Source organism: Paenibacillus nasutitermitis (genome assembly GCF_014641075.1).
Taxonomy (GTDB): domain Bacteria; phylum Bacillota; class Bacilli; order Paenibacillales; family Paenibacillaceae; genus Paenibacillus_Z; species Paenibacillus_Z nasutitermitis.
In genome coordinates this window covers 156,344-178,242 of sequence record NZ_BMHP01000005.1, presented here as the reverse complement: position 1 = coordinate 178,242, position 21,899 = coordinate 156,344, and the positions used below count along the sequence as shown (strand labels likewise).

General features: G+C 50.1%; 17 protein-coding genes. 9 read left to right on the top strand and 8 right to left on the bottom strand.

Annotation, left to right across the window (positions count from 1 at the left end):
• Positions 1 to 36: 36 nt before the first annotated feature.
• Both IEY46_RS28240 and IEY46_RS28235 read right to left on the bottom strand, forming a co-directional pair.
• Positions 37 to 1,752, bottom strand: a complete 1,716-nt coding sequence (locus IEY46_RS28240; protein WP_188997471.1) for a GMC family oxidoreductase — start codon at positions 1,750 to 1,752, stop codon at positions 37 to 39.
• 18 nt (positions 1,753 to 1,770) lie between these two features.
• Positions 1,771 to 2,547: a gluconate 2-dehydrogenase subunit 3 family protein gene (locus tag IEY46_RS28235; RefSeq protein WP_188997469.1), complete on the bottom strand. Its 777-nt coding sequence runs from the start codon at positions 2,545 to 2,547 to the stop codon at positions 1,771 to 1,773.
• A gap of 160 nt (positions 2,548 to 2,707) precedes the next feature.
• On the opposite strand from IEY46_RS28235, the gene IEY46_RS28230 reads away from it, so the two are divergent.
• Together IEY46_RS28230 and IEY46_RS28225 are read left to right on the top strand one after the other, a co-directional pair.
• On the top strand, positions 2,708 to 3,424 hold the full coding sequence (locus IEY46_RS28230; RefSeq protein WP_188997468.1) for a hypothetical protein: 717 nt from the start codon (positions 2,708 to 2,710) through the stop codon (positions 3,422 to 3,424).
• Positions 3,425 to 3,636: 212 nt separating this feature from the next.
• A complete protein-coding gene (locus tag IEY46_RS28225) occupies positions 3,637 to 5,061 on the top strand; it encodes an aldehyde dehydrogenase family protein (RefSeq protein ID WP_188997466.1) in 1,425 nt (474 codons plus the stop codon).
• A 139-nt stretch (positions 5,062 to 5,200) separates the two neighbouring features.
• Here IEY46_RS28225 and IEY46_RS28220 read toward each other — a convergent pair whose 3' ends face one another.
• The 4 genes from IEY46_RS28220 to IEY46_RS28205 form a co-directional block, all read right to left on the bottom strand.
• Positions 5,201 to 5,875, bottom strand: a complete 675-nt coding sequence (locus IEY46_RS28220; protein WP_188997464.1) for a class D sortase — start codon at positions 5,873 to 5,875, stop codon at positions 5,201 to 5,203.
• A gap of 142 nt (positions 5,876 to 6,017) precedes the next feature.
• The gene (locus IEY46_RS28215) at positions 6,018 to 6,245 is read right to left on the bottom strand and encodes an aspartyl-phosphate phosphatase Spo0E family protein (protein WP_188997463.1); all 228 of its coding nucleotides are present in this window, start codon (positions 6,243 to 6,245) and stop codon (positions 6,018 to 6,020) included.
• Positions 6,246 to 6,253: 8 nt separating this feature from the next.
• On the bottom strand, positions 6,254 to 7,846 hold the full coding sequence (locus IEY46_RS28210; RefSeq protein WP_188997460.1) for an LPXTG cell wall anchor domain-containing protein: 1,593 nt from the start codon (positions 7,844 to 7,846) through the stop codon (positions 6,254 to 6,256).
• 27 nt (positions 7,847 to 7,873) lie between these two features.
• Entirely contained in the window at positions 7,874 to 9,361 is a 1,488-nt protein-coding gene (locus IEY46_RS28205; RefSeq protein WP_188997458.1) for a hypothetical protein, read from the bottom strand.
• Between the two features lie 249 nt (positions 9,362 to 9,610).
• Between IEY46_RS28205 and IEY46_RS28200 the strand changes: the two genes are divergently transcribed.
• The 5 genes from IEY46_RS28200 to IEY46_RS28180 all read left to right on the top strand — a co-directional run bounded on the left by IEY46_RS28200 (position 9,611) and on the right by IEY46_RS28180 (position 17,857).
• Positions 9,611 to 10,030, top strand: a complete 420-nt coding sequence (locus tag IEY46_RS28200) for a GTP pyrophosphokinase (RefSeq protein ID WP_229750600.1) — start codon at positions 9,611 to 9,613, stop codon at positions 10,028 to 10,030.
• Between the two features lie 417 nt (positions 10,031 to 10,447).
• Complete coding sequence (gene secA, locus IEY46_RS28195; RefSeq protein WP_188997457.1) at positions 10,448 to 12,817, top strand: preprotein translocase subunit SecA; 2,370 nt, start codon at positions 10,448 to 10,450, stop codon at positions 12,815 to 12,817.
• 1 nt (position 12,818) lies between these two features.
• Positions 12,819 to 13,241 (top strand): hypothetical protein, encoded by a 423-nt coding sequence (locus IEY46_RS28190; RefSeq protein WP_188997455.1) that lies wholly within the window; start codon positions 12,819 to 12,821, stop codon positions 13,239 to 13,241.
• Positions 13,242 to 13,308: 67 nt separating this feature from the next.
• Positions 13,309 to 15,609 carry a pectate lyase-like adhesive domain-containing protein gene (locus IEY46_RS28185; protein ID WP_188997454.1) on the top strand — a complete coding sequence of 767 codons (2,301 nt, stop codon included), beginning with the start codon at positions 13,309 to 13,311 and terminating at the stop codon, positions 15,607 to 15,609.
• Positions 15,610 to 15,694: 85 nt separating this feature from the next.
• Positions 15,695 to 17,857 carry an S-layer homology domain-containing protein gene (locus IEY46_RS28180; protein WP_188997452.1) on the top strand — a complete coding sequence of 721 codons (2,163 nt, stop codon included), beginning with the start codon at positions 15,695 to 15,697 and terminating at the stop codon, positions 17,855 to 17,857.
• Positions 17,858 to 17,912: 55 nt separating this feature from the next.
• Here the strand turns inward: IEY46_RS28180 and IEY46_RS28175 are convergent, their stop codons facing one another.
• Together IEY46_RS28175 and IEY46_RS28170 are read right to left on the bottom strand one after the other, a co-directional pair.
• Positions 17,913 to 18,431, bottom strand: a complete 519-nt coding sequence (locus tag IEY46_RS28175; protein WP_188997451.1) for an ankyrin repeat domain-containing protein — start codon at positions 18,429 to 18,431, stop codon at positions 17,913 to 17,915.
• Between the two features lie 202 nt (positions 18,432 to 18,633).
• Positions 18,634 to 19,626 (bottom strand): ABC transporter substrate-binding protein, encoded by a 993-nt coding sequence (locus IEY46_RS28170; protein WP_188997449.1) that lies wholly within the window; start codon positions 19,624 to 19,626, stop codon positions 18,634 to 18,636.
• A gap of 213 nt (positions 19,627 to 19,839) precedes the next feature.
• On the opposite strand from IEY46_RS28170, the gene IEY46_RS28165 reads away from it, so the two are divergent.
• Together IEY46_RS28165 and IEY46_RS28160 are read left to right on the top strand one after the other, a co-directional pair.
• Positions 19,840 to 20,847: a FecCD family ABC transporter permease gene (locus tag IEY46_RS28165; protein ID WP_188997447.1), complete on the top strand. Its 1,008-nt coding sequence runs from the start codon at positions 19,840 to 19,842 to the stop codon at positions 20,845 to 20,847.
• A 1-nt stretch (position 20,848) separates the two neighbouring features.
• Positions 20,849 to 21,892: a FecCD family ABC transporter permease gene (locus tag IEY46_RS28160; protein WP_188997446.1), complete on the top strand. Its 1,044-nt coding sequence runs from the start codon at positions 20,849 to 20,851 to the stop codon at positions 21,890 to 21,892.
• Positions 21,893 to 21,899: the final 7 nt, after the last annotated feature.

The window sequence follows — 21,899 nt, the reverse complement described above, 5'->3', positions numbered from 1 at the left end:
GGTGCTTGATTAAGCAGGCAGGCGTTCTTGTATCCGTTATACGAGAATGCCGCCGCTCTTGCTGTACTTCACAATACCGTCAGCTGCCCGGTAGGCCAAAGCCCCGACAGTGCCTGTTGGATTGTAGCCGCTGTTGTGAGCGAAGGCGGATGCGCCTACCACGAATACATTTTCCATGTCCCACATCTGCAGGTACGAATTGACGGCCGACGTGTCGGGACTTGCTCCCATAATGACGCCGCCCGTGTTGTGTGTAGATTGATAGTTGGTGATTTCGTAAGGTCCCTGTTCGTTATAGACAACGACCTTATCCGCTCCCATCTCCTTGAGAATATCTCCGCATTTGTCACCCATGAACTTCACCATATGCTTGTCCCGCTCTTCAAAGTCGAACGTAATCCGCATTAAAGGATCGCCAAACGAATCCTTGTAGGTGGTATCCAGATCCAGGAAATGATGCTGGTACGGCATGCAGGAGCCCTCGGCCCATACGGTGACGTTGCGGTTGAAGTATTTGAGCGAGGCTGTCTTAAATTCTTGTCCCCAGCCTGGCGTGCCGGGAGGCACCGTATTGTTGGCGATCGGACGGCTGCCCGACTGCGAATACGCGATGTTCGCTCCGTGAATAAACTTGAGATCCGTATGATCAAAATTATCCCCGTTGAAATCATCGAGCGTCACCGCCATGGAACCGGCCCCGGAATACAGATTGAATTCCTTCTCCTCAAAGAAACCGACTGCCGCGGCAGCCTCGACTTGATAGGCATAGTTCTTGCCGATCACGCCTTTGCCGGTTGCCGGATCATACGGCTTGCCGATCTTGGAGGTGAGCAGCAGCCGCGCATTATTGAACACGTAGCTTGTCACGACGACGATATCCGCCGGCTGCTCGATTTCCTCGCCTGTTGTCAGATCGATGTACATAACGCCGGTGGCTTTATTGTCCTTATGTAGGATCCGCCTGACATTGGAATGCGTCCGGATCTCGAACTTGCCGGTTTTCTTCGCCACCGGTATTACGGTCACAACAGGGTCGGCTTTGGCTCCGTATTCACAGCCGAAACGTTCGCAATAGCCGCAGTATTGGCAGGCGGCGCGCGTTATTCCATCGGGGTTCGTATAGGACTCCGACAGATTGGCCGAAGGCATCATGTACGGGTGGTAATTGAGCTTCTTCGTCGCATCGATAAACATATTCATCACGGGCGAAGCTTTCATGGGTGCGGTCGGATACCCGCTGGAGCGCTTGCCCCCGAGTGGATTGGGCTCTCCACCAATACCGGCCATTTTCTCGAACTTATCGAAATACGGCTCCAGCTCGTCGTAAGTGATACCCCAGTCCTGAATCGTCATGCCTGCTGGAATCTTGTTCTTGCCGTAACGTTCAATCGTCTTGGACTTAATTTCAAAGTCGTAGGGCAGGAAACGGAATGTCATGCCATTCCAGTGTACGCCCGCGCCTCCCAGTCCGTCGCCCAGCAGGAATGAACCGTAGGAGCGCATCGGGAGGGCACGGATTTTCTCGTTGGGACGGAATGTGATTGTTTCTTTCGACAGATCTTGAAACATCTCGAAGCGAAGCGCATAACGCAGTTCATCATGCACCATATAATAATCCTCGGTATTGCGCTCCTTGCCCCGCTCAAGACCGACACAGTTTAGACCGGCTTTCGTGAGCTCAGCGGCGATAATGCCGCCTGCCCAACCGACACCGACAATAACAACATCCACTTTAGGTAGTTTTTTCGCCATTGTAATCCCTCATCTGCATTATTGTGCCATATGTTCGCGCAAGCTGACCGGCTGCATGTTGACAAATTCTTCCTTCTCGATAATATCGGTGTACGCCATCTGGCTCCCAGGGAATTTTTTCATTTTCCAGCCGCTCATACCGCCATTGCCGCCATAGAGCGGATCGGCGTAGACCCCTTCCATCGTGCTGCTGAACAACATTTTGAAGAATCCGCTCGCCGAGATCGTCGTGAGCTTTACTTCATCGTTTTCAAAAGCTTTCAATACGGTATCCTGCTCTTCGGGAGCCAGACCGGTGAAGTCCTTCTCGAATTTGGCGTTGCTGTAATTCTGCATTTCCCGCAGCGCGATTTCGAAGATCTCCCGCCGCCGCAGATGTCCCTGGTACCCTTGCGTCTTCTCCCCGGCAAAGAAGGGGCCCTGCATATATTCGCGCCCATTCATGCCCCACTCGCCGGCCAACTGGTGATCGATATAATAGGCGACGCCAAGCTCCTGGGCTCCGGGTCCCTGGTCGTCCTTGGGGAACAGCCGCTCCGTGGCCAAATCGACAATCCGGAACTGTTCCTGGTTGAAGTACATAAGCGCTTGATTATAGTTTACGGCAGTTCCGCCGCCGGTCTCGGGCGATGGAGCTGCCGGCTCTTTCGACGTTGGGCGAATCAGTCCGCCGACGACGCCTCCTACAATTAACCCGCCTACAGCAAGACCCGTGCCTTTGAGGAAATTTCGGCGCGAGCTTGATGGCGGTTGCTCCTCATTGCGTTCCGTTGTATCAGTAGTGGGATCGGACATGATGTTAACCTCCTATTCAGGTGATTTTCCTGTTACGATCGGATTTCATGCAAGGGAAATGCGGCCATTAAAAAGCATTCCCTATAACCTCCATAAATAATGATGGTCATTTAAGAAAATACTGAAGACTGAAAAAATTTTTTTTAGGGAGGTGTTCCCTTTGGCAAAAAAAGGGTTGAAGATAATCGTTCCCGTGCTAGGCGCGATGTTCCTGGTCTCGGCTTGTTCGACAGCACCATCTACGCCATCCGCACCATCCGTGCAATCGAAGACGCCATTACAAATGGAGACTGCGCCGGACCAGGGCCATGACGGGAGATGGAACGGCATATCGTACATTCCAAGCTATAGCGGGCCCAAATACCACACCACGAACCGGAAGGGTACGACCTACAGCGGAATGGGCACCTCGACTTACAGCCGGATCGGCAGCTCAGGGCTGAGTGAAGAGGGACAATCAGAATCAGGCAGGCTGGAAGCTGTACTGAAAAACGATGGGATTCAAGGGGTAAAGGTTCTGATGCTGGGGGATAAGGTTGTGATCGGAGCGGAGCGGGAAGGAATATCGGGCGTGGATCCCCTGCAAAGCAAATTGCTGAGTCCTTATGCAGGTTCGGCCGGCCGGAGTAATGCGCATACTAGCGGCACGACGGCGATTCGTCCGCACAGTAGCCGGGAGACCGGGCTGGAACAAGCGGGGCATCGGATCCGGGCTCTGCTGGGCGGACAAACCCGCGTTTTTACGGTATCCCATCCGGATGCGCTGGCTGCCATGGAGAGGATCAAGCCTAAAACAGGGCTCTCCGTGAACTCCATCAACAAGGATCAAAATAAAAATATTTCCCTCATTCTCAAACATGCACATGGTTTAAAATGAGGTGGATCCTGTCCAAGGACTGTCCCGAAGAGTCTTGATGATCTTCAGGCCAGTCCTTATTTTTGCTTACGCGTAGAACGCAAATTGATGGCTGGATTTTACATTTCACGACGTTTTCTTGCAGCTCTCTTGTCCGTTCATGCTTTTTGCCCAATTGGTGCATTTGCGTTAGGATTAGGAGAAGAATGAGCAGGAAAGGGGAATCATAATCGATGAAACAACAGCGATTGTTTATTAACGGGGAATGGGTGGAAGCATCAGCCAGCACCGAGCTTAAGTCTCCTTATTCCGGGGAGCCGATTGCACAGATTCCTGCAGCGACCATAGAAGATGTAGATCGGGCCATTGAAGCGGCTTATGAGGCTAGAGCGGTTATGGCTGCGATGCCGGCTCATAAGCGGGCGGCTATCCTGGAGAAGCTGGCTCTACTCATGACCGAACGCGCTGAAGAAGCGGCCGGGATTCTCGCGTTGGAAGCGGCGAAGCCTGTGACGACAGCCATGGCGGAGGTGCAGCGCACCATTCAGACTTACAAATTCGCCGCGGAGGAAGCCAAACGTATCCATGGCGAGACCATTCCGCTCGACGCGGCGCCCGGGGGAGAAGGCCGGATTGCATATACAACCCGGGAGCCGCTTGGTGTTATCGGGGCAATCACGCCGTTTAATTTTCCGCTCAACCTGGTTGCCCACAAAGTGGGTCCGGCCATCGCAGCCGGCAATACGATTGTATTGAAGCCGGCGGGTCAAACGCCGCTGTCCGCTTATTTCATCGCGGAGCTGCTGCATGAGGCCGGCTTGCCTGCGGGGGCGCTGAATGTCGTAACAGGCAGCGGCCGTCTTGTCGGCGACCGGATTGTGACTGATGACCGCGTCAGCATGATCACCTTCACCGGGAGTCCCGGAGTCGGAATCGGGATACGCGCCAAAGCAGGATTAAAACGGGTGACGCTGGAGCTCGGATCGAATGCGGCGGTTATTGTCGACAAGGGTGTCAACCTGGACAAGATCGTACCCCGCTGCGTAACGGGAGCGTTCAGCAATCAGGGTCAAGTCTGTATTTCCCTGCAGCGCGTCTATGTGCATGAAGATGAGTATGACCGTTTCGTGGAGAAGTTCGTCGCTCTCACGCAAGGCCTGGTTGTGGGAGATCCCTTGGATCCGGCAACGGACCTGTCTGCGTTGATCGCGCCAGAAGAGAATGCGAGAGTGTTGCAATGGATCGAGGAAGCCAAGGAGCAGGGAACGGTTGTGGCGATCGGCGGGGAAGTGCGTGATGGCGTGCTGCTGCCAACGGTATTGCTGAATGCGGATCAAGCATTGAAGGTGTCGTGCCAGGAGGCGTTTGCGCCGATTGTAGTCATCAACAAGGTATCTTCCGTGGATGAGGCGATCGGACATGTCAATGATTCGCGTTTTGGCTTGCAGGCCGGGATCTACACCGATCATATCCACACGGCATTGGATGCGGCGGATAAGCTGCATGTCGGCGGAGTGATTATCAATGATATTCCCACCTTCCGGGTGGATCATATGCCTTACGGCGGTGTCAAGGAAAGCGGCATTGGGCGTGAAGGAATCAAATATGCGGTTGAAGAGATGACCGAGATGAAATTGGTTATCTTTAATCGGAATTAGCTTATGGCAGCTTCATTTCATGTGATACAGCCTTACTCGGGCAAAGCGATATCGGGCCAAGTTCTAAAGCTTCTCGCATGATCCGCAAATATGTCAATGGCGCAGTGGATCAGGACGATTAGGCTGGCCGGGAAGCCTTTTAGAAGTTCGATTCTACGGATACAGGGCTTGCCGCGGGGGACTGGTTCACCTTTTCCGCTTGTACGATTAGTCTTTTTTCATTCGAACGGAGCGGATGGCAAGTGATCAGGGTGATCAGCGATTTTCCCTCTACAGGAAGAATGACATCGACATCGGAAGGGTTGAGGACCTTTTTATTTATGACGATATAAGTGTAGATTTCATTCGGTGTCCGAATCGTAAACCGGTCCTGCAGCTCCAATTCGTCAAGACGGTTAAAAAATTGGCCGAACGTTCGGGACCGATGGCCTGCGACCGCAAAATTGTGACCCGGTTGACCCAGATCGCCGCTGCTTTCCAGATGGCCGACGGCCGTGCTCATTTGCTTGGCTCCTGCGCCTTGCACGACAGGCACCTTCAAATCAATTTGGTCTATTTCCAATAGTGCGATAACCTCGCCCGTCATGATGGCCCGGTCGGGTGCTGGTTTAGTCACGGGGCCGGTGTAGCCCTCCGATTTATCCCCGGCTCCTACCCCGCTTCCCTGTGCCTTCTCATCGAAGTCCTGAAAGGGCAGCCGTTCAAATTCCTCCAGTAAGCGGCCCGTCTGTTTCGCCTGCCAGTAACCGCCGCCAATCAGAAAAACCAGGATTCCAATGCCTGCCAGAATGAGAAGGTTTCCGGTTGCTTTCATTTTCCTGCAGCCTCCTTAAGAACGGGAGAGACTGCAGTCTCTCCCGGGGGTCTTTTTGAAGCATCCGTTACCGGTGGGCTTCATTTGGAGCTGCCCGTTCACGAGGGCGGACAGGTCGCGGATGATTTTCGCGAAGCGGTTATTACTGTATATCCTCGATAGATAAAGATGGAGGCGACTGACGATCTGCATGGTTATCAAGTAAATTGTTCATTGATGGCCAGTTAATGGAAGGAATTGCTGCTTTCTTCATATACTGAACAATCAACTTGTCCAACTGCTGCGATTTCCTGATGACTCTGGAGTCTTGTATGCCATACCGCTGAACCAGCACCTGCAATTCCTCGCGCAATTTTTGCATTTTTTCCATAACGTGACCTATTCCTTTCTTCTTAATGCAATGCCAGCGAGAAAGAGAAGCAAGGCTCCGATGAGGAGCAGGTTCTGGTCGACCAAGCCACCAGTTAAAGGTAATGATTCCAAGGTTCCGGCATCTACGCTTGTTGGCCCTGCGTTAACGGGAATCAGGGAAGAGGTCAAATTATCGCCGGTCATCCCGTTCCCCTTTGCCAGAATGATATTTCCATAGGCGCTGCTGTTTCCGCCGATTCCGCTGTTAGTGCCAGAACCGTTGGCCGTGCCCGTTTCGGCACTGCTGCCGATCGGGCCACTGTTCCCGGTCTCTGTGCCCGTTCTGTTGTTAATGGCAGATCCGGAGTCATCTCCAGAACCGGTGCCAGAACCAGAACCGGAGCTATTGCCAGTGTCTGACCCATAGCCAGTGTAAGAACCGGTTCCGAAGTCAGACCCGGATCCAGTACCATGGCTGGAATCAGTTCCAGTGTCAGTACCATGGCTGGATCCGGAATTAGTGCCTGAGTCCGGATCAGGAGAAGATTCAGTCCCGGAATCGCTGCCCGGATCAGACCCCGATTCGCCGCCGCCGTTTTCGCTGCCGTTTCCACCGTCATTTTCTCCACTATCGGTATCCGTGTCAGTCGTATTGCCGTTAGAGCAGCGGCCTCCGTTCACATTTACATTCAGAAGCGGATCCAAACAAATGGAGGCGACTACAATATTTGACAGGTCTGCTGTTCCATCATCCAAATGGGTACTGAATAGATGGATAGGCAACAGATCCGCATCGAGCTTGAGCAGCGAATTGCCGTTAGCAGCCGATGCTGCACCATGCGACAATAGATCCACATCAAGGTTGAGCGGGGAGTCGTTTTTAAGGCCTTTAACGGGGCTGCTCGAGAGGACCCGTGCATCCGCTGTGATCAATGAGCCGCTGCTTGCGCTTCCCGCGGTAGACTTATCCGAGAGCACATCGATGTCGGCCTTAACGAGTGAGCCATTAACGGCAGTCGAAGGTTCAGCGGCGCTGTCCGCCAGAACGCTCACGTCGGCTTCAACCAACGAGCCGCTGCTGTTGTCTTCCGCTGCCGCATGATCCGAGAGCAAATCGATGTCGGCCTTAACGAGTGAGCCATTACCGGCAGTCGCAGGTTCAGCGGCGTTGTCCGCCAGAACGCTTACGTCGGCTTCAACCAACAAGCCGCTGCTGTTGTCTTCCGCTGCCGCATGATCCGAGAACACATCGATGTCGGCCTTAACGAGTGAGCCGTTACCGGCATTCGCAGGTTCAGCGGCGTTGTCCGCCAGAATGCTCACGTCGGCTTCAATCAAGGCGCCTTTGTTTGCGTTTTCAGCAGAATCCCCTGTCAGGACATGTAAATGTAGATCAACCAGCGAATCCTGAGACGCATCCGCCGCCGCCGTAATCTCCTTGTCTGATGGCAGAGCGATGTTCATAATATCGCTGATGCTTTTCTCAATTATCTCTCCCGGATAAAGGGAATCAAGACCTTGTGCTTGTGCCCGGCCACTGTTCTGAAACAGCAGCATCCCCATGATCAAGCAGGCCAGAATAAATCCACAAGTAAGTTTGGCTAATTTATTTTTCCTCATTACGCAGCACTCCTTTTCTCGTTTTGGTTAAAGCATAAACAGAGAAAAAAGAATGTGCTGCGGTGGCTGAATAGGAGGTTCATTCGCGCGGTTGGGAATGAACAGCTTAGTATCCTTCGCAAAAATACGTTGGCTCCCTGACTGGATGATGAGGCTGTCGGCAAGGACGCCAACCATTTGATTTAAGGGATGAACGGACCCGCCTCCGGTCCCGGTTGGGCTTGGAGCAGGTTGTGAAGGGCTGGCGGCGGCCGTAATATTGGGATACAATGGAATTTCCCGTTTATGACTGCGCACTGGCTTATCCGGCTTCAGACGCCTATTTTCCCGATCAGACGGAGCAATCTGCATCGTACCGACCTTTATTTTACGGACAAAGGCAGGTCCTTCAGCATTCTGGTACTCCGTATCCTGGGATGGGACGGATAAAGCCAACCCACTACCGTTCCGGTCCTCGGAAACGCTGTCTGGTGGAACAGGGTTCTCAGAAGACGATTGCTCCACCTCTGCAACCAATTCCAATGGGAGCAGTTGTGCTTCAATACGGGGTTCGGCAGCATGGGGTGCAGGAGAAGTTCCTCCTGGCCGACTCTCCACAAGCTGCACATGAGCTTCAACCCCGACTGGGGCGTCAAGATCCGGTAAGGCACTCGAAATCTCTGGCGCATTTTCCCGTGGTGATTCGGGGCTTGGTCCGGCAACGTCTATTGGCATCCAGGGAGGCTTAGTATTACCTGGTATTACCGGCTTCACCGCAGGTAGCAGAATCTTACCCAGACCGTCAACCGTGGATTCCAGCACCGCAGGCAAGGCTGTCTTCACGGTAGAATCCACAACAGTGTCGAGACTATCAACCGTGGATTCCAGCACCGCAGGCAAGGCTGTCTTCACGGTAGAATCCACAACAGTGTCGAGACTATCAACTGCCGAGTCCAGCACCGCAGGCAAGGCTGTCTTCACGGTAGAATCCACCACAGTGTCGAGACTATCAGCGGCCGAGTTCAACACTGCAGGCAAGGCCGTCTTCACGGTAGAATCCACCACAGTGTCGAGACTATCAGCGGCCGAGTTCAACACTGCAGGCAAGGCCGTCTTCACGGCAGAATCCACCACAGTGTCGAGACTATCAACTGCCGAGTCCAACACTGCAGGCAAGGCCGTCTTCACGGTAGAATCCACCACAGTGTCGAGACTATCAGCGGCCGATTCCAGCACCGCAGGCAAGGCCGTCTTCACGGTAGAATCCACAACAGTGTCAAGACTATCAGCGGCCGAGTTCAGCACCGCAGGCAAGGCCGTCTGAACCGTGGAGTCAACCACTGCGCCCAAGGCATCCACCGTCGTACCCCCTACACTGGGCAGGGTCTTTAAGGCATCAAAAAAAGCCGTGTCCCCGGAATTCTGTTCTGTGGACTTTTCTCCGCCAGACAGCAAATCCAGTGCACGGGCTTCGGCTGTTTCATTCAGGGAAAAAACACCCAGAATGGCCAGGAAACAAGCACAAAAACATGTCATTCCTACTTTCATCAATATCACCTCCTTCCCTGTCTACACTGGAAATCTAATGGTAATGATATGAGGTCATTACCCAAATTTAATGAAGTTAATCGTCGAAAACTGTATTTTCATAAGAATCCGTGTATTTTCTTGAGATATGCGGCTGGTACCCTGTTTACGTACTCAAAACACGTTACCTTTCAAAGGGTATGATTGGGTATGATTTTTTGTAAGAGACTTGATATCGGAACAAGGGAGATGACCAGATTGGATATCGAAGTTGCGATTTCAATTGCCTTGCATGCACACAAAGGCCAATGCGATAAAGGAGGGAAACCCTATATTCTGCACCCGCTGGCGGTGATGAACAGGGTGGAAACCATAGAAGAGAAGATCGTTGCGGTGCTGCATGACGTGGTCGAAGATACGGAAGTGACCATTGAAGAATTGAAGAAATATGGATTTTCCGGAGAGATCATCGAAGCCATTCGTTTATTAACAAAAACGGAAGAAGAGACCTACGAGGAATTTATTCAACGAGCGAACACGAATCCGATATCCAGGAACGTAAAAAAGGCCGATCTTAAAGAAAACCTGGATCTGTCGCGAATAAAGGACCCGACCCAAGGTGATTTAAAAAGAGTGGATAAATATAAGAAAGCCATTGAAATTTTAGATAGCGATTAATCCATGAGAAATTCGCGAAGGAGGTGGGTATAAAGTCCCTACTCGTTATTCCAGGCGAGGCCGTATCCTACACATCGGTATACGGTTTTTTCGTATGTTTCCATTGCAACTGCAGATCTATTGTCTCGTTCCTGCACAAGAGATAGGGATACAAGAGAATAGGGTGATAGCAATTCCATCACTGTCTGATATTGGTGAATTATTGAGCAAATTGGAAGATAATGCAGTGAATTGTCGGTTAATATGAGAAAAAGAGCCTAAATGCTTCCATAACAGATTAGGAATATTGATCCATAAGCTATATTATCTATATATATTGCCATATGTTTTATGTGGTATTATTTGGGAATTACAAGTGTGCATTGAGATCGGCAATAACTTCTAAATTTCCAGCTCCATAACAAAGGAGGAGTTACATTGCTTTCTAAGTTCAGGCAATGGTTAGGAAATAAGAACCAGAGGGAAGTCAAGAACATTCTAGCCCATATACTACCTAAAATTGATAAATATTATAAATCTATTCAAGATACAAAAGCTCTGGATCAAGTCAGCGTTGAACTGCGGACCAGTTTGCAAGAAGACAGCAAACGTAAGGAAGCGCTTTATTTAGCTTTTGCTGTAGTAAAAGAAGCGGTAAAGAGAGCTCTGGGGATTACCATGCATGATGTTCAGCTGATAGCCGGATGGATCCTATGTCAGGGAGATGTTGCAGAGATGAAGACGGGCGAGGGGAAAACCATCGTTTCTCTTCTCCCTGCCTATTGGTTTGGGTTACAGAATAAAGGTCTACATATGGTTAACGTTAATGAATACTTAGCGAAACGCGATTATGAAGAAATGAGTAAGGTGTTTAAGCTCCTTGGTTTATCCGTGGGACTGAACCTGGCAAGTATGAGCGAATATGAGAAGAGAACGGCCTATTTACAAGATATCACTTATGGCACCTGTACGGAATTTGGATTTGACTACTTGCGGGATCATATGGTGTCGGAGGCCGAACATCGGGTACAGAGAGCGCTCTCATTTGCCATCATAGATGAAATCGACAGTATATTGATCGATGAGGCACGGACACCGCTCATTATCGCAGGGACAAGCAAAGCAGCGCCAGATCTTTATTATGTGTGTGCGAGATTCGTTCGGGGATTTCTTGAAGGACGCGACTATGAAACCGATCGTGAATCGAATCAAGTGATGTTTACGGAATCGGCCATCAGGAAGATAGAAGCTGCTTTCATGATCGATAACCTGTATGAGGTTGAATACACCGTCATCTATCATTATTTATTGCAAAGCCTGCGGGCTAAAGTATTAATGCACCGGGACGTAGACTACATGGTTGCGGATCATAAAGTACATATTGTTGATGCTTTTACAGGACGTATTCTCGAGGGCCGTCAGTTCAGCGAAGGGTTACAGCAGGCGATTGAAGCCAAAGAGAATGTGCCTTTAAGTGAGGAAAATCGAACCCATGCTACTATAACGATTCAAAAAGTATTCAGCTTATACAATCAGATCGCAGGCATGTCAGGAACGATTCAAACAGATGAAGAAGAAATGCGGCGTATTTACGGTCTGGAAGTCGTTTCCGTTCCAACTCATAAGCCGATTATTCGCCAGGACTATGAAGATATCATTTTTCTAACCAAAGAAATTAAATACGATCGCGTAATCGAAGAAATAAGAAAGAGGCATGCGCAAAGTCAGCCCGTGCTTGTAGGAACAACTTCCGTACAGCAATCGGAGGATATCGCAAACAGACTCTCAAGCTTGAAGGTTCCCTATCAAATTCTCAATGCCAAAACAGAACAGGAGGAGGCAAAAATTATTGCCGGTGCCGGATTGAAGGGAGCGATAACCATTGCAACCAATATGGCCGGCAGAGGAACCGATATTCGCTTGGGAGAAGGCGTTGCCCAGCTCGGAGGTTTACATGTCATCGGGACAGAACGCCATGAAAGCCGGCGCATTGACAATCAGCTGCGTGGACGCTCAGGCAGGCAAGGGGATCCAGGTTCTTCGCAGTTTTTTCTATCTTTAGAGGATGAATTGATCGAAAGGTTTGCCAAGGACGAAGCGGAAGAATTTCGCGAGAGTTGGCAATGGGGCCAAGAGGGCTTTCTGGGCGGCAAGCTGCAGGGTTTCATGGGAACTGTGCAAAGGCATGTGGAGCAGCAATTGCTGTCAGTCCGTTCGATGGTATTTCGCTTTGACACGATCATCCATGATCAGCGCCAGGCTTTCTATCAGCAGCGCAATGAAGTTCTTCAATCAGAAGAATGGCCCGCCCGGCTATCCCATTCGGTCGTATCCTACATGACCGCGTTCATTCATAAGTATTGCCCCGACCATAAAGTACCTGAAGAATGGGATATTTGGCAGCTAAAGCGCGAGTTCGGGGCGGAGGGGCCCTTTTTGCACAATATCCAGGATTGGCAGAATTCGCAGAAAATAATCGATCAAGTGGTAGTCGAATGGACAAATAGATGGGATGCCTATATTGCGCAGAGGGAGCCTTCCTACTGGAAGCAAATATGGCGCCCTTCTTATCTCCAAATTATTGACCGCAGCTGGCTGGACCATTTGGAAAGCTTGCAGCAATTGAAGCATGGTATTCATTATCAGGCTTACGCCCAGCAGGATCCGGTACAAGCCTTTCAGAAGGAAGCATGGCGATTGTTTAATCAAATGGGAGACCGCATCCAGAAGATAGTCGCCCGTAAAGTCATGCAAGAACTAAGAGACTCCACGAACGAGCCCATTCAAAGAATGAATCAGGTGGTATAGCATGGCACAGAAATTTCTTGCAAAAATTCGTAGTCGTCTATTCCGTAACGCTTCCAATGAATCTTCCCGGGAATTAGTGACCGAAGAGCCCGGCCAGCCCCAGGAAGATGAAATTGTCCAGGGTACTGAGGAGATCGATATAAACGAGCAAATGCGAATCATAGGCATCGTTGATACCTATGCCCAGCAATTTGCTTTTGCTGAAATAAAGAGGGATCCAACATGGAAAAAGGGGTTTGCCCTGCAAAATGAAATTTTTGTCACACAAGGTGACGAACCCGTTTATCGCAGCAATGTAGAGGTCTTCTTCCAGGATCCAAAGACAGGAGAAAAAAAGATCATTTATCTTGTCAGTCTCATCCGTTTTGCCGATGAGAGCTGGCGTGTCTTTCAAATGAAAGGGGTGATGCCCTTACTGGAGTAGGTACCGAGGCAGGGTTAAAGGTTTATCAAACTATTCGCATAAGGGCTCATAGGAGAGAGGTATAAAAATGGCTAAGAAAAAACATGAGGACAAACGATCCTCAGCGCGCAGTAAAGTAGCAAAGGTCATGGCGGTTACCATGGCGGTAACACCGGTTGTGGCAGTATTACCCGGTGTGGTAAGTGCCGCGGAAGCAAACGAAGCTAGTGTATCAACTTTATTTGAACTCCAAACAGCGTTAGGCGACAGCCTGGTCACGACAATCAATCTGACTGCAGATATTAGCGGTGTAGCAGAGCGACTCGTGGTGACAAGGGCACTCACGATCAACGGTAATGGTCACACCATTAGTTACACGGATGCCATCAACGAGAGCCCATCTGGAAGCAAGCACGGGATTGCCGTGGAAGCAAGTGGTGTCACCATTAACGACTTACACGTGGCTATGACAGAAGCGCCGGGCTGGCAGGGCGTCTATGCGCTGCAAGTCTATAACGCCACCGGAGTAACCGTAAACAACTATACAGGCAGCGGAGCAGATGCCGCGCTGTTGGTGAATGCGTCCGAGGTTAACTTGACGGGTGTAACGACCGTAACCGACAACGATTTTGGCGGGATCGAAGTAGCCAGAGGTGTAGATGGAATAGCGGATGCCCAACTAACTGTAACCGGAACTCTGGTTAACGGCAGTGAAGCAGCTGACAAGCCAACTATTTGGATTGTAGATGGTCAAGGATCGGTAACGAACTCAGGGGCAACTGCAACCGTAAGCACGCCAGCCGCTGAGGGCAAGACCTACTATTATCTGGCAAAAACGGCAAGTGCAGAAGACCTGACTGAACTCCAAACAGCGCTAGGTGACGTCCGGGTCACGACGATCAATCTGACTGCAAATATCGGCAGTGTAGCAGAGCGGCTCGTCGTGAACCGTGCACTTACGATCAACGGTAATGGTCACACGATTAATTTCACGGACGCCATTAATTCAAGCTCCCCTGGATCCCGGCACGGGATTGCCGTTGAAGCAAGTGGTGTTACCATTAACGACTTACACGTGGCGATGACGGCAAAATTGGGCTGGCAAGGCGTCTATGCGCTGCAAGTCTATAACTCCGCTGGCGTAACCGTAAACAACTTTACAGGCAGCGGAGCAGATGCCGCGCTGCTGGTGAATGCGTCCAAGGTTAACTTGACGGGTGTAACCACCGTAACCGGTAACGATTATGGCGGAATCGAAGTAGCAAAAGGTCCGGATGGAATAAATGATGCACAATTAACTGTATCCGGAACACTGGTTAACGACAGTGAAGCCATCGACAAGCCAACCATTTGGATTGTAGGTGATGAAGGATCGGTAACGAATACAGGGGCAACTGCAACCGTAAGCACACCAGCCGCAGAGGGCAAGACCTACTTTTATCTAGCAAAAACGGCAAGTGCAAAAAACTTGACTGAGCTGCAAACAGCGTTAGGCGACATCCAGGTCACGACAATCAATCTGACTGATGACATCAGCGGTGTGGCGGAACGGCTCGTCGTGAACCGGGCACTGACGATCAACGGTAATGGTCATACCATTAGTTACACGGATGCCATCAACGAAAGCCCATCTGGAAGCAAGCACGGGATTGCCGTGGAAGCAAGTGGTGTCACCATTAACGACTTAAAAGTGGCGATGACGGCAAAATTGGGCTGGCAGGGCGTCTATGCGCTACAAGTTTATAACTCCGCTGGCGTAACCGTAAACAACTTCACAGGCAGCGGAGCAGATGCCGCGCTGCTGGTGAATGCGTCCGAGGTTAACTTGACGGGTGTAACCACCGTAACCGGCAACGATTATGGCGGAATCGAAGTAGCAAAAGGTCCGGATGGAATAAATAATGCGCAATTGACTGTAACCGGAACACTGGTTAACGGCAGTGAAGCAGCTGACAAGCCAACCATCTGGGTCGTAAACGGCCAAGGCACGGTAACGAACACAGGGCTAACTCCAACAACAGACAAGCCAGCCGAAGGCGGCAAAACCTACTATTACTTAGTACCGGCACCGGGCACTTCCGACGACTATAGTATCGATACGCCACAAGTTACAGTGGATGGACTTTCAGCTTCGGTAGTCGCCAAAATCAACAAACAATCTGTGACCGACGAGACTGTAACCGTCATATTCCAACTCATGAACGGAAATAAACCGGTTCAGCTTATCGCCATTGAAGAAAATATCAGCGATGACGAGGAAGTGCGTGCTGAATTCGAGCTGCCAACAACCGGGAATTACACAGTAAAAGTGTTTGTCTGGGACGATTTGCAAAATCAGGCAGCCAAAGCACAACCAAAGGAAGCAGCCATCGCTTCCAATGAAGGATAGAAGAATGGTTCCAGCTCGCAGGAGCCCTGCAGCTTCTCTGCGAAGATAAATGAACGAAGAATGACAAAGAGAGTGAGGATTTATTTTGAAAAAAAAATGGCTCGGCCTACTTTTAACGCTGGTTTTAGTGTTTACCCTTCTTCCTGCGTATGCTTTTGCAGACAACTACAACCTGGTCGTCTCTGTAAATAACAACCAGGTGATCCTTACGGGAGGAAATGCCTCCTATGGCGGCAAGAATCTTACCCTGCGCGTAGCAGATAACAGTAACACTAACATTTTGGCTGACCAGAACAAGGCGGATGCCAATGGCAATTATTCCTTTGGTCCGTACACCTTGGAAGCTGGCAATTATACGGCCTATGTTGGCGGTGTAGGCAATCCGGAATCCAAAACATTTACGGTATCGCAATCACCGGTTGGCAACACAAACGCCAATTTGAAAAGCTTGCAGCTAAGCGGAATTCCCTTTGATTTCTCCGCAGACAAAACCGATTATCCCATTAGTGTGGGAAATGCGGTTAGCAGTGTAACCGTTACTGCATCTGCAGCTGATCCACAAGCAATCATCAAAATTAATAACGAGACAGCCGCAACGAAGCAAGTGAATGTAAACGAAGGAGTAACCCAAGTTTCCGTTGAAGTCACGGCTCAAGACGGAATAACGAAAAAAACCTACAGCCTCTCTATTACAAGGCCGGCTGTCCAAACCGTCGTTTCTAACGTTCCTATCCAAGTCTCGACGGAGCCTTTGAGTCTTTCTATACCAGAAGGAACCACGAACGCGACCTTGCAGGTAACGAGCGACGTGGCAGGAACCACCAGAACGGCTACCCTTCCTTTAATCGAGGTGAAAGCTGTTACTTCATTGGGGAACGTAAGTCTATCCATTCCTGCCGGCACCAAAATTACAGCTCCAGCCAATTGGGATGGCGTCATTAAACTGCCTACGCTTCTGAGCAACAGCAGTGTATGGCCAGACAGCGGAGATGTGAGTGCCGTTATTGAGGTGGGATCTGAAGACGTTACCTTAACCTTTGATAAGGCTGTACGGCTTTTGCTTCCCTACCAGGCAGGAAAAGCAGCGGGTTATGCAAAAGGAAACGTATTTACACCCATTACGAAAGCCTTGAGTACGGATACTCAAACAGCTGCAGACACTGAGATTCAAGCCGGCGGCGACGCAAAAATCGATGTTGGCAATGACCAGGTTATCTGGACGAAACACTTCACGAAGTTTGCCAGTTATACGCCTGCTTCAAACGGCGGATATTATGGCAATATCGGCGGCAACGCCTCGAACGTCATTTCAACCAATGGGGGCACGGTCGATCAAAATGGTGTTAAAATTGTCATTCCGGCCGGTGCAGTTGCGAGTGATATTAAGGTAACAGTGGATAAAGTGACGGACGTGTCCAAACTGCCCGTCGACCCTTCGCAAAAGCTTGTAAGTGATGTCTTTGAAATTAAAAAAGATAATGCTGACAATTTCAGCGCCGCGGTTTCCATTACGTTGCCATTTAACAAAACTTTAGTCGATCCAGCTCAAACTTCGGTTGGTATCTACTGGTTTAACGAACAAACCAATAAATGGATTGCGCTCGACAACACACAAGTGGATAAAACGAATTTTACGGCAACAGGCTCTGTGAATCATTTCGGGAAATTTGCTGTTCTGGCCGATGTTAAAAAAGAGGATATTCCGACTACTAAACCAAACTCTGTCGAGTTATCTGACATTAAGGGACATTGGGCGGAAACGAATATTCAAGCTTTGATTCAGTTGGAAGCAATAACCGGATATCCGGACGGAACCTTTAAACCAAGCAAAAGCATCACCCGTGCTGAATTCGTTTCCGTTCTTGTAAAGGCGTTTGATCTGCCTGCAAAAGACGGAAAGACCTTCACGGACATCACCGATCATTGGGCAAAAAGTTTCATTGCCACAGCTGCAGCTCACGGAATCATTTCCGGTTACAGCGATACGGCATTTGGTCCCAACAATCTGATTACCCGCGAACAGATGGCTCAAATGATCGTGAGTGCCAGCAATATCGAGCTGGTATCCAGCGGCAAGACGTACAAGGATAGCGCCGACATTTCCGGGTGGGCAAAAGCTGCCGTTCTTACGGCTGTCTCAAAGGAATTAATAGGCGGTTATGAGGACGGCACCTTGAAGCCAAAAGGGAATGCAACCCGTGCGGAAGCCGTTACGATCATCCTAAGAGCACTGAATTTAAATAAGTAGATATAACGAGGACCGCCCTTAGTATCTTGAAAAAGACTAAGGGCGGTTTTTTTATTTAGACAGCTCCATACTGGGCCAGCAGCTCGGCAACTTGACGGTTGGCTTGCTGGTTTGCGAGCGACAATACCGTATCTCCGCCTTCAATCCTGGCATTTACATCCGCTCCGTACCCGATCAATAAACGAATCAGATCGGCGTTGTCATCGTGAAACGAGGCACTATGCAAACAAGTATGACCATTGCTGTCGAATACATTTGTGTTTGCCTTATTCAGCAGCAGCAGGTGAATGACATCCATGTTTCGTTCCCCCGCAATCGACGCATGCAGCGCGGTGTTGGACGGAATGAAGGAAACCTTGGAATGGGATAAAGCATTAATATCTGCGCCATGGTCCAATAATGCCTGTACGGCATCCTTGTGGCCGAAATGCGCGGCAAATCCCAGGGGCGTAAGCCCATCCTTGTTTTCCGTGTTGGCAAGCTGGGGACAGGACGCAAGAAGACGACGCAGCCGGGATGCATCACCGGATTGGGCTGCCTGGAAGACATCGTCAATCATTTCAATAAGCTCCATTCATTTCCCTCCGATTTCATAGGTATCATTACAAGTTAGTCTGGATGTACCACCTTCAACACACACTTTCATGTAAAGAGAACCATTCTGGATCAGTCGGCGATTGTCCTGCTTTATGGACGGCAACCAGTTGGAATCAGGCGGAAGGGGTTTATGGAACAAAAAACAGCCGGCACCTATGCCGGCTGTTAACAACAACTGCTTATTGCTGAATCTCATAAATTTCGTATAGCTCATCAAGCATTAGATTGGCTGCAATGACGCCGCCAGAGGTATTCCATACGGCATCGCTGACGCGCATCGCCTTATTATTCTTCACAACGGAAAGGCTTTTCCAAAGCGGATCCTTCAGCATCTCTTGTTCCATCTCGGTTCCTTTGCCATCCCCGGTATCATAGGTGAAATAAAACAGCATGTCTGCATCCACTTCCGGAAGACGTTCTTTCGTAATCTCTTCAACAAAGGTATCGGTGTATTTTTGGTTGTCCGGGCGGGTAATCCCGAGCTTGGAGAATGCCACGCCTGTAAAGGTATCCTCTAAGTAAATACGTGTTTTTCCTGCCATGAAACGAACGACAGACACTTTCTGGTTAAGCTTGTCGCCGGCTTTTTCTTTGAAGTCTGCTGTCCGGGCCTCGTAATCCGCAATAACCTTCTCGCCTTCTGTCTTTTTACCTAATGCATCTGCGTATAGCTGGAAATTCGATTGCCATTCTCCGCGGAGTGTTTCGGAGAAGACAGTAGGAGCGATGGCTTTAAGCTGATCGTATACTTTTTCCTGACGCAATTTGTTGCCTATGATAAGATCAGGCTTAAGGCTGGCAATGAGCTCTAAGTTTGGCTGGCTTTCGTCACCGACCACGGTTACGCCTTCCATATCGGCTGAGAGGTGCTCATACCAGGGGTCGCCTGTCCAGGACTTAACGGCGCCTACCGGCTTCACGTCAAGAGCCAGTAATGCTTCCGTTCCTTCATTTGTCAATACGACAACTTTAGTCGGGGTCCCGGTAATCGAAGTCGTTCCCATTGCATGGGTGATTTCGCGTTTGTCATCGGACTTCGGTGGGTTTGAATCTGCCGGGCTGTTTGTATTGTTGCCGGAACCGGATTGGCCGCATCCTGCGATCAAGATTACAAATGCAAGAAGGATGGCGGACATGCTCCAGGTGAATTTCTGTTTGACGACGGATGACATAGCATATAACTCCCTTTTTTATAGTTTGATAATGGTTCTCACTTACATAACGTTACAAACTATAACAGCTTCATGTATTCAAGTCAACACATTTTATGATAATGATTCTCAAAATCATTGACAGCGGTCTCCACATACCCTAAAATTATTTGGTCAACACTTATTGTTTATAGCATGTTTACCTTGATCAGGGAAGCTGGGAAAGAGGACAGGATGAATATACGACTTACAACACCTATACAGAAGCTGACCGGATTGCTGATCGGTCTCATCTTCTTTGCCGCCGGAATCGTTTGCAGCATAGCTTTTGGAGTGACTAATATCAGCTGGAATACCATTATAGAATCCTATACCGCTTTCAATGGCTCTCAAGAGCATCTCATTATTCAAACCACACGAGTGCCCCGTGCGTTTATAGCTGCGGCAGCAGGAGCTGGTCTGGCAGTTGCGGGGTCCTTAATGCAGGGAATAACTCGCAACCCGCTCGCATCACCGAGCTTATTCGGCATAAATGCCGGGGCCGCTTTCTGCATTGTTGTTGGCTCGGCTTTCTTTGGCGCGGGCGGTATGTCCACCTTTGCGACACTTGCCTTTGCCGGCGCGGCATTTACCGCCGCTCTTGTGTACTTGCTCGGTTCAATCGGAAGCGACGGGCTGACGCCGCTCAAGGTTACGCTCGCAGGAGCTGCTATGACGGCCTTCTTCTCCTCGCTCTCTCTGGGCGTTCTGTTAACGGGCGGGCAGACGTTCGATCAGGTTTTGTACTGGTTCGTCGGTTCTGTAGCCGGACGCGATATGGGGGTCTTCGAGACGGCGGCCCCGTACATGGGGATCGCTTTATTAGGAAGTCTGGTGCTAGCCAGACATATGAACCTGCTTGTGCTGGGGGAGGATGTCGCTGCAGGACTGGGACAGAAAACCATCTATATCAAGCTGGCAGCGGGAGTTATTGTCGTTCTGCTTGCAGGGGGATCCGTATCGATTGCCGGACCGATCGCTTTCGTAGGCATCATCATTCCTCATCTCACCCGTTACCTGGTAGGAATCGATTACCGCTGGGTTATACCGTATTGCGCGGTACTTGGGGGTATTTTATTATTGGCTGCCGATATCGGATCACGTTATATTTCATTTCCCAAGGAAGTGCCGGTCGGCGTTATGACGGCTATAATTGGGGTTCCATTCTTCGTCTATATTGCTCGAAGAGGGGAGAACACCTGATATGCATGCCAGATTTACACTGCGAGGGCGCAATTATTCCTTCGAGATCAGCCGTAGAACGGTATCGGTAATCCTGCTGCTATTGGCTGCAAACGCAGCTGCCATCATCGTTTGTGTGGGTTTGGGCAGTACAACAATCAGTCCGCTCTCTGTCATTCGTGCCTTTGTCGGTATCGGAGACGAAGCTGATTCCATGATTATATTCTCACTAAGAATGCCGCGTGTCCTGATCGCGGTCATGGTTGGCGCGGCGCTTGCCGTTTCCGGAGCCCTGCTGCAGGGGATTGTCCGCAATCCGCTAACATCGCCGGATATCATCGGCATCACGGGCGGTGCTTCGCTTGGGACGGTTATTTTCATTTTATACTTTTCCCATCTTAGTATCCGCCTGATGCCGATAAGCTCCATTGTCGGGGCTTTCGCTGCCGCCATCCTGATCTATTTATTCGCATACCGCCGCGGAATCACGCCGCTGCGGCTTGTACTTATCGGCATCGGCATGGCTACTGCATTAACCGCCGTGACCTACATGCTGATTCTTACGGCGTCTTTTACCCCGACAGCAGTAGCCGTCAAGGCATTTACATTCATGACAGGGAGCATATATGGGGTGTCCTGGGAAAGCGATGTTCTGACGCTGCTGCCGTGGATGGTCGTGCTGATGCCGATTGCGCTTATCTACGCCCGACACTTAAATGTACAGGAGCTGGGAGACGAGGTCGCAACGAGCGTCGGCAGCTCCGTTCATATCAAAAGAACGGTGCTGCTTCTCATCAGCGTTGCGCTTGCGGGCGCGGCTGTTGCTATAGGAGGCGCCATCAACTTCATTGGCTTGATGGCACCCCATATGGCCCGCAAGCTTGTCGGACCGGCGTACGGCGGTGTCATTCCGGTATCGGCACTTATTGGCTCGCTTGTTTTATTGTTATCCGATCTGGTCGCCAGAATTGCGTTCATTCCGCTTGATATTCCCGCAGGTGTATTTACCGCCGCGATCGGAGCGCCATTCTTCATTTACTTATTATACAGTCACCGAAGATCATAAGGGGGGC

Excerpts from the sequence above, each read along its gene's own strand:
- IEY46_RS28175 (WP_188997451.1), bottom strand. The coding sequence starts at position 18,431 with ATGGAGCTTATTGAAATGATTGACGATGTCTTCCAGGCAGCCCAATCC.
- IEY46_RS28165 (WP_188997447.1), top strand. The coding sequence starts at position 19,840 with ATGAATATACGACTTACAACACCTATACAGAAGCTGACCGGATTGCTG.
- IEY46_RS28190 (WP_188997455.1), top strand. The coding sequence starts at position 12,819 with ATGGCACAGAAATTTCTTGCAAAAATTCGTAGTCGTCTATTCCGTAAC.
- IEY46_RS28215 (WP_188997463.1), bottom strand. The coding sequence starts at position 6,245 with ATGGAAAAAATGCAAAAATTGCGCGAGGAATTGCAGGTGCTGGTTCAG.
- IEY46_RS28205 (WP_188997458.1), bottom strand. The coding sequence starts at position 9,361 with ATGACATGTTTTTGTGCTTGTTTCCTGGCCATTCTGGGTGTTTTTTCC.
- IEY46_RS28160 (WP_188997446.1), top strand. The coding sequence starts at position 20,849 with ATGCATGCCAGATTTACACTGCGAGGGCGCAATTATTCCTTCGAGATC.
- IEY46_RS28240 (WP_188997471.1), bottom strand. The coding sequence starts at position 1,752 with ATGGCGAAAAAACTACCTAAAGTGGATGTTGTTATTGTCGGTGTCGGT.
- IEY46_RS28220 (WP_188997464.1), bottom strand. The coding sequence starts at position 5,875 with ATGAAAGCAACCGGAAACCTTCTCATTCTGGCAGGCATTGGAATCCTG.
- IEY46_RS28225 (WP_188997466.1), top strand. The coding sequence starts at position 3,637 with ATGAAACAACAGCGATTGTTTATTAACGGGGAATGGGTGGAAGCATCA.
- IEY46_RS28235 (WP_188997469.1), bottom strand. The coding sequence starts at position 2,547 with ATGTCCGATCCCACTACTGATACAACGGAACGCAATGAGGAGCAACCG.
- IEY46_RS28185 (WP_188997454.1), top strand. The coding sequence starts at position 13,309 with ATGGCTAAGAAAAAACATGAGGACAAACGATCCTCAGCGCGCAGTAAA.
- IEY46_RS28210 (WP_188997460.1), bottom strand. The coding sequence starts at position 7,846 with ATGAGGAAAAATAAATTAGCCAAACTTACTTGTGGATTTATTCTGGCC.
- IEY46_RS28170 (WP_188997449.1), bottom strand. The coding sequence starts at position 19,626 with ATGTCATCCGTCGTCAAACAGAAATTCACCTGGAGCATGTCCGCCATC.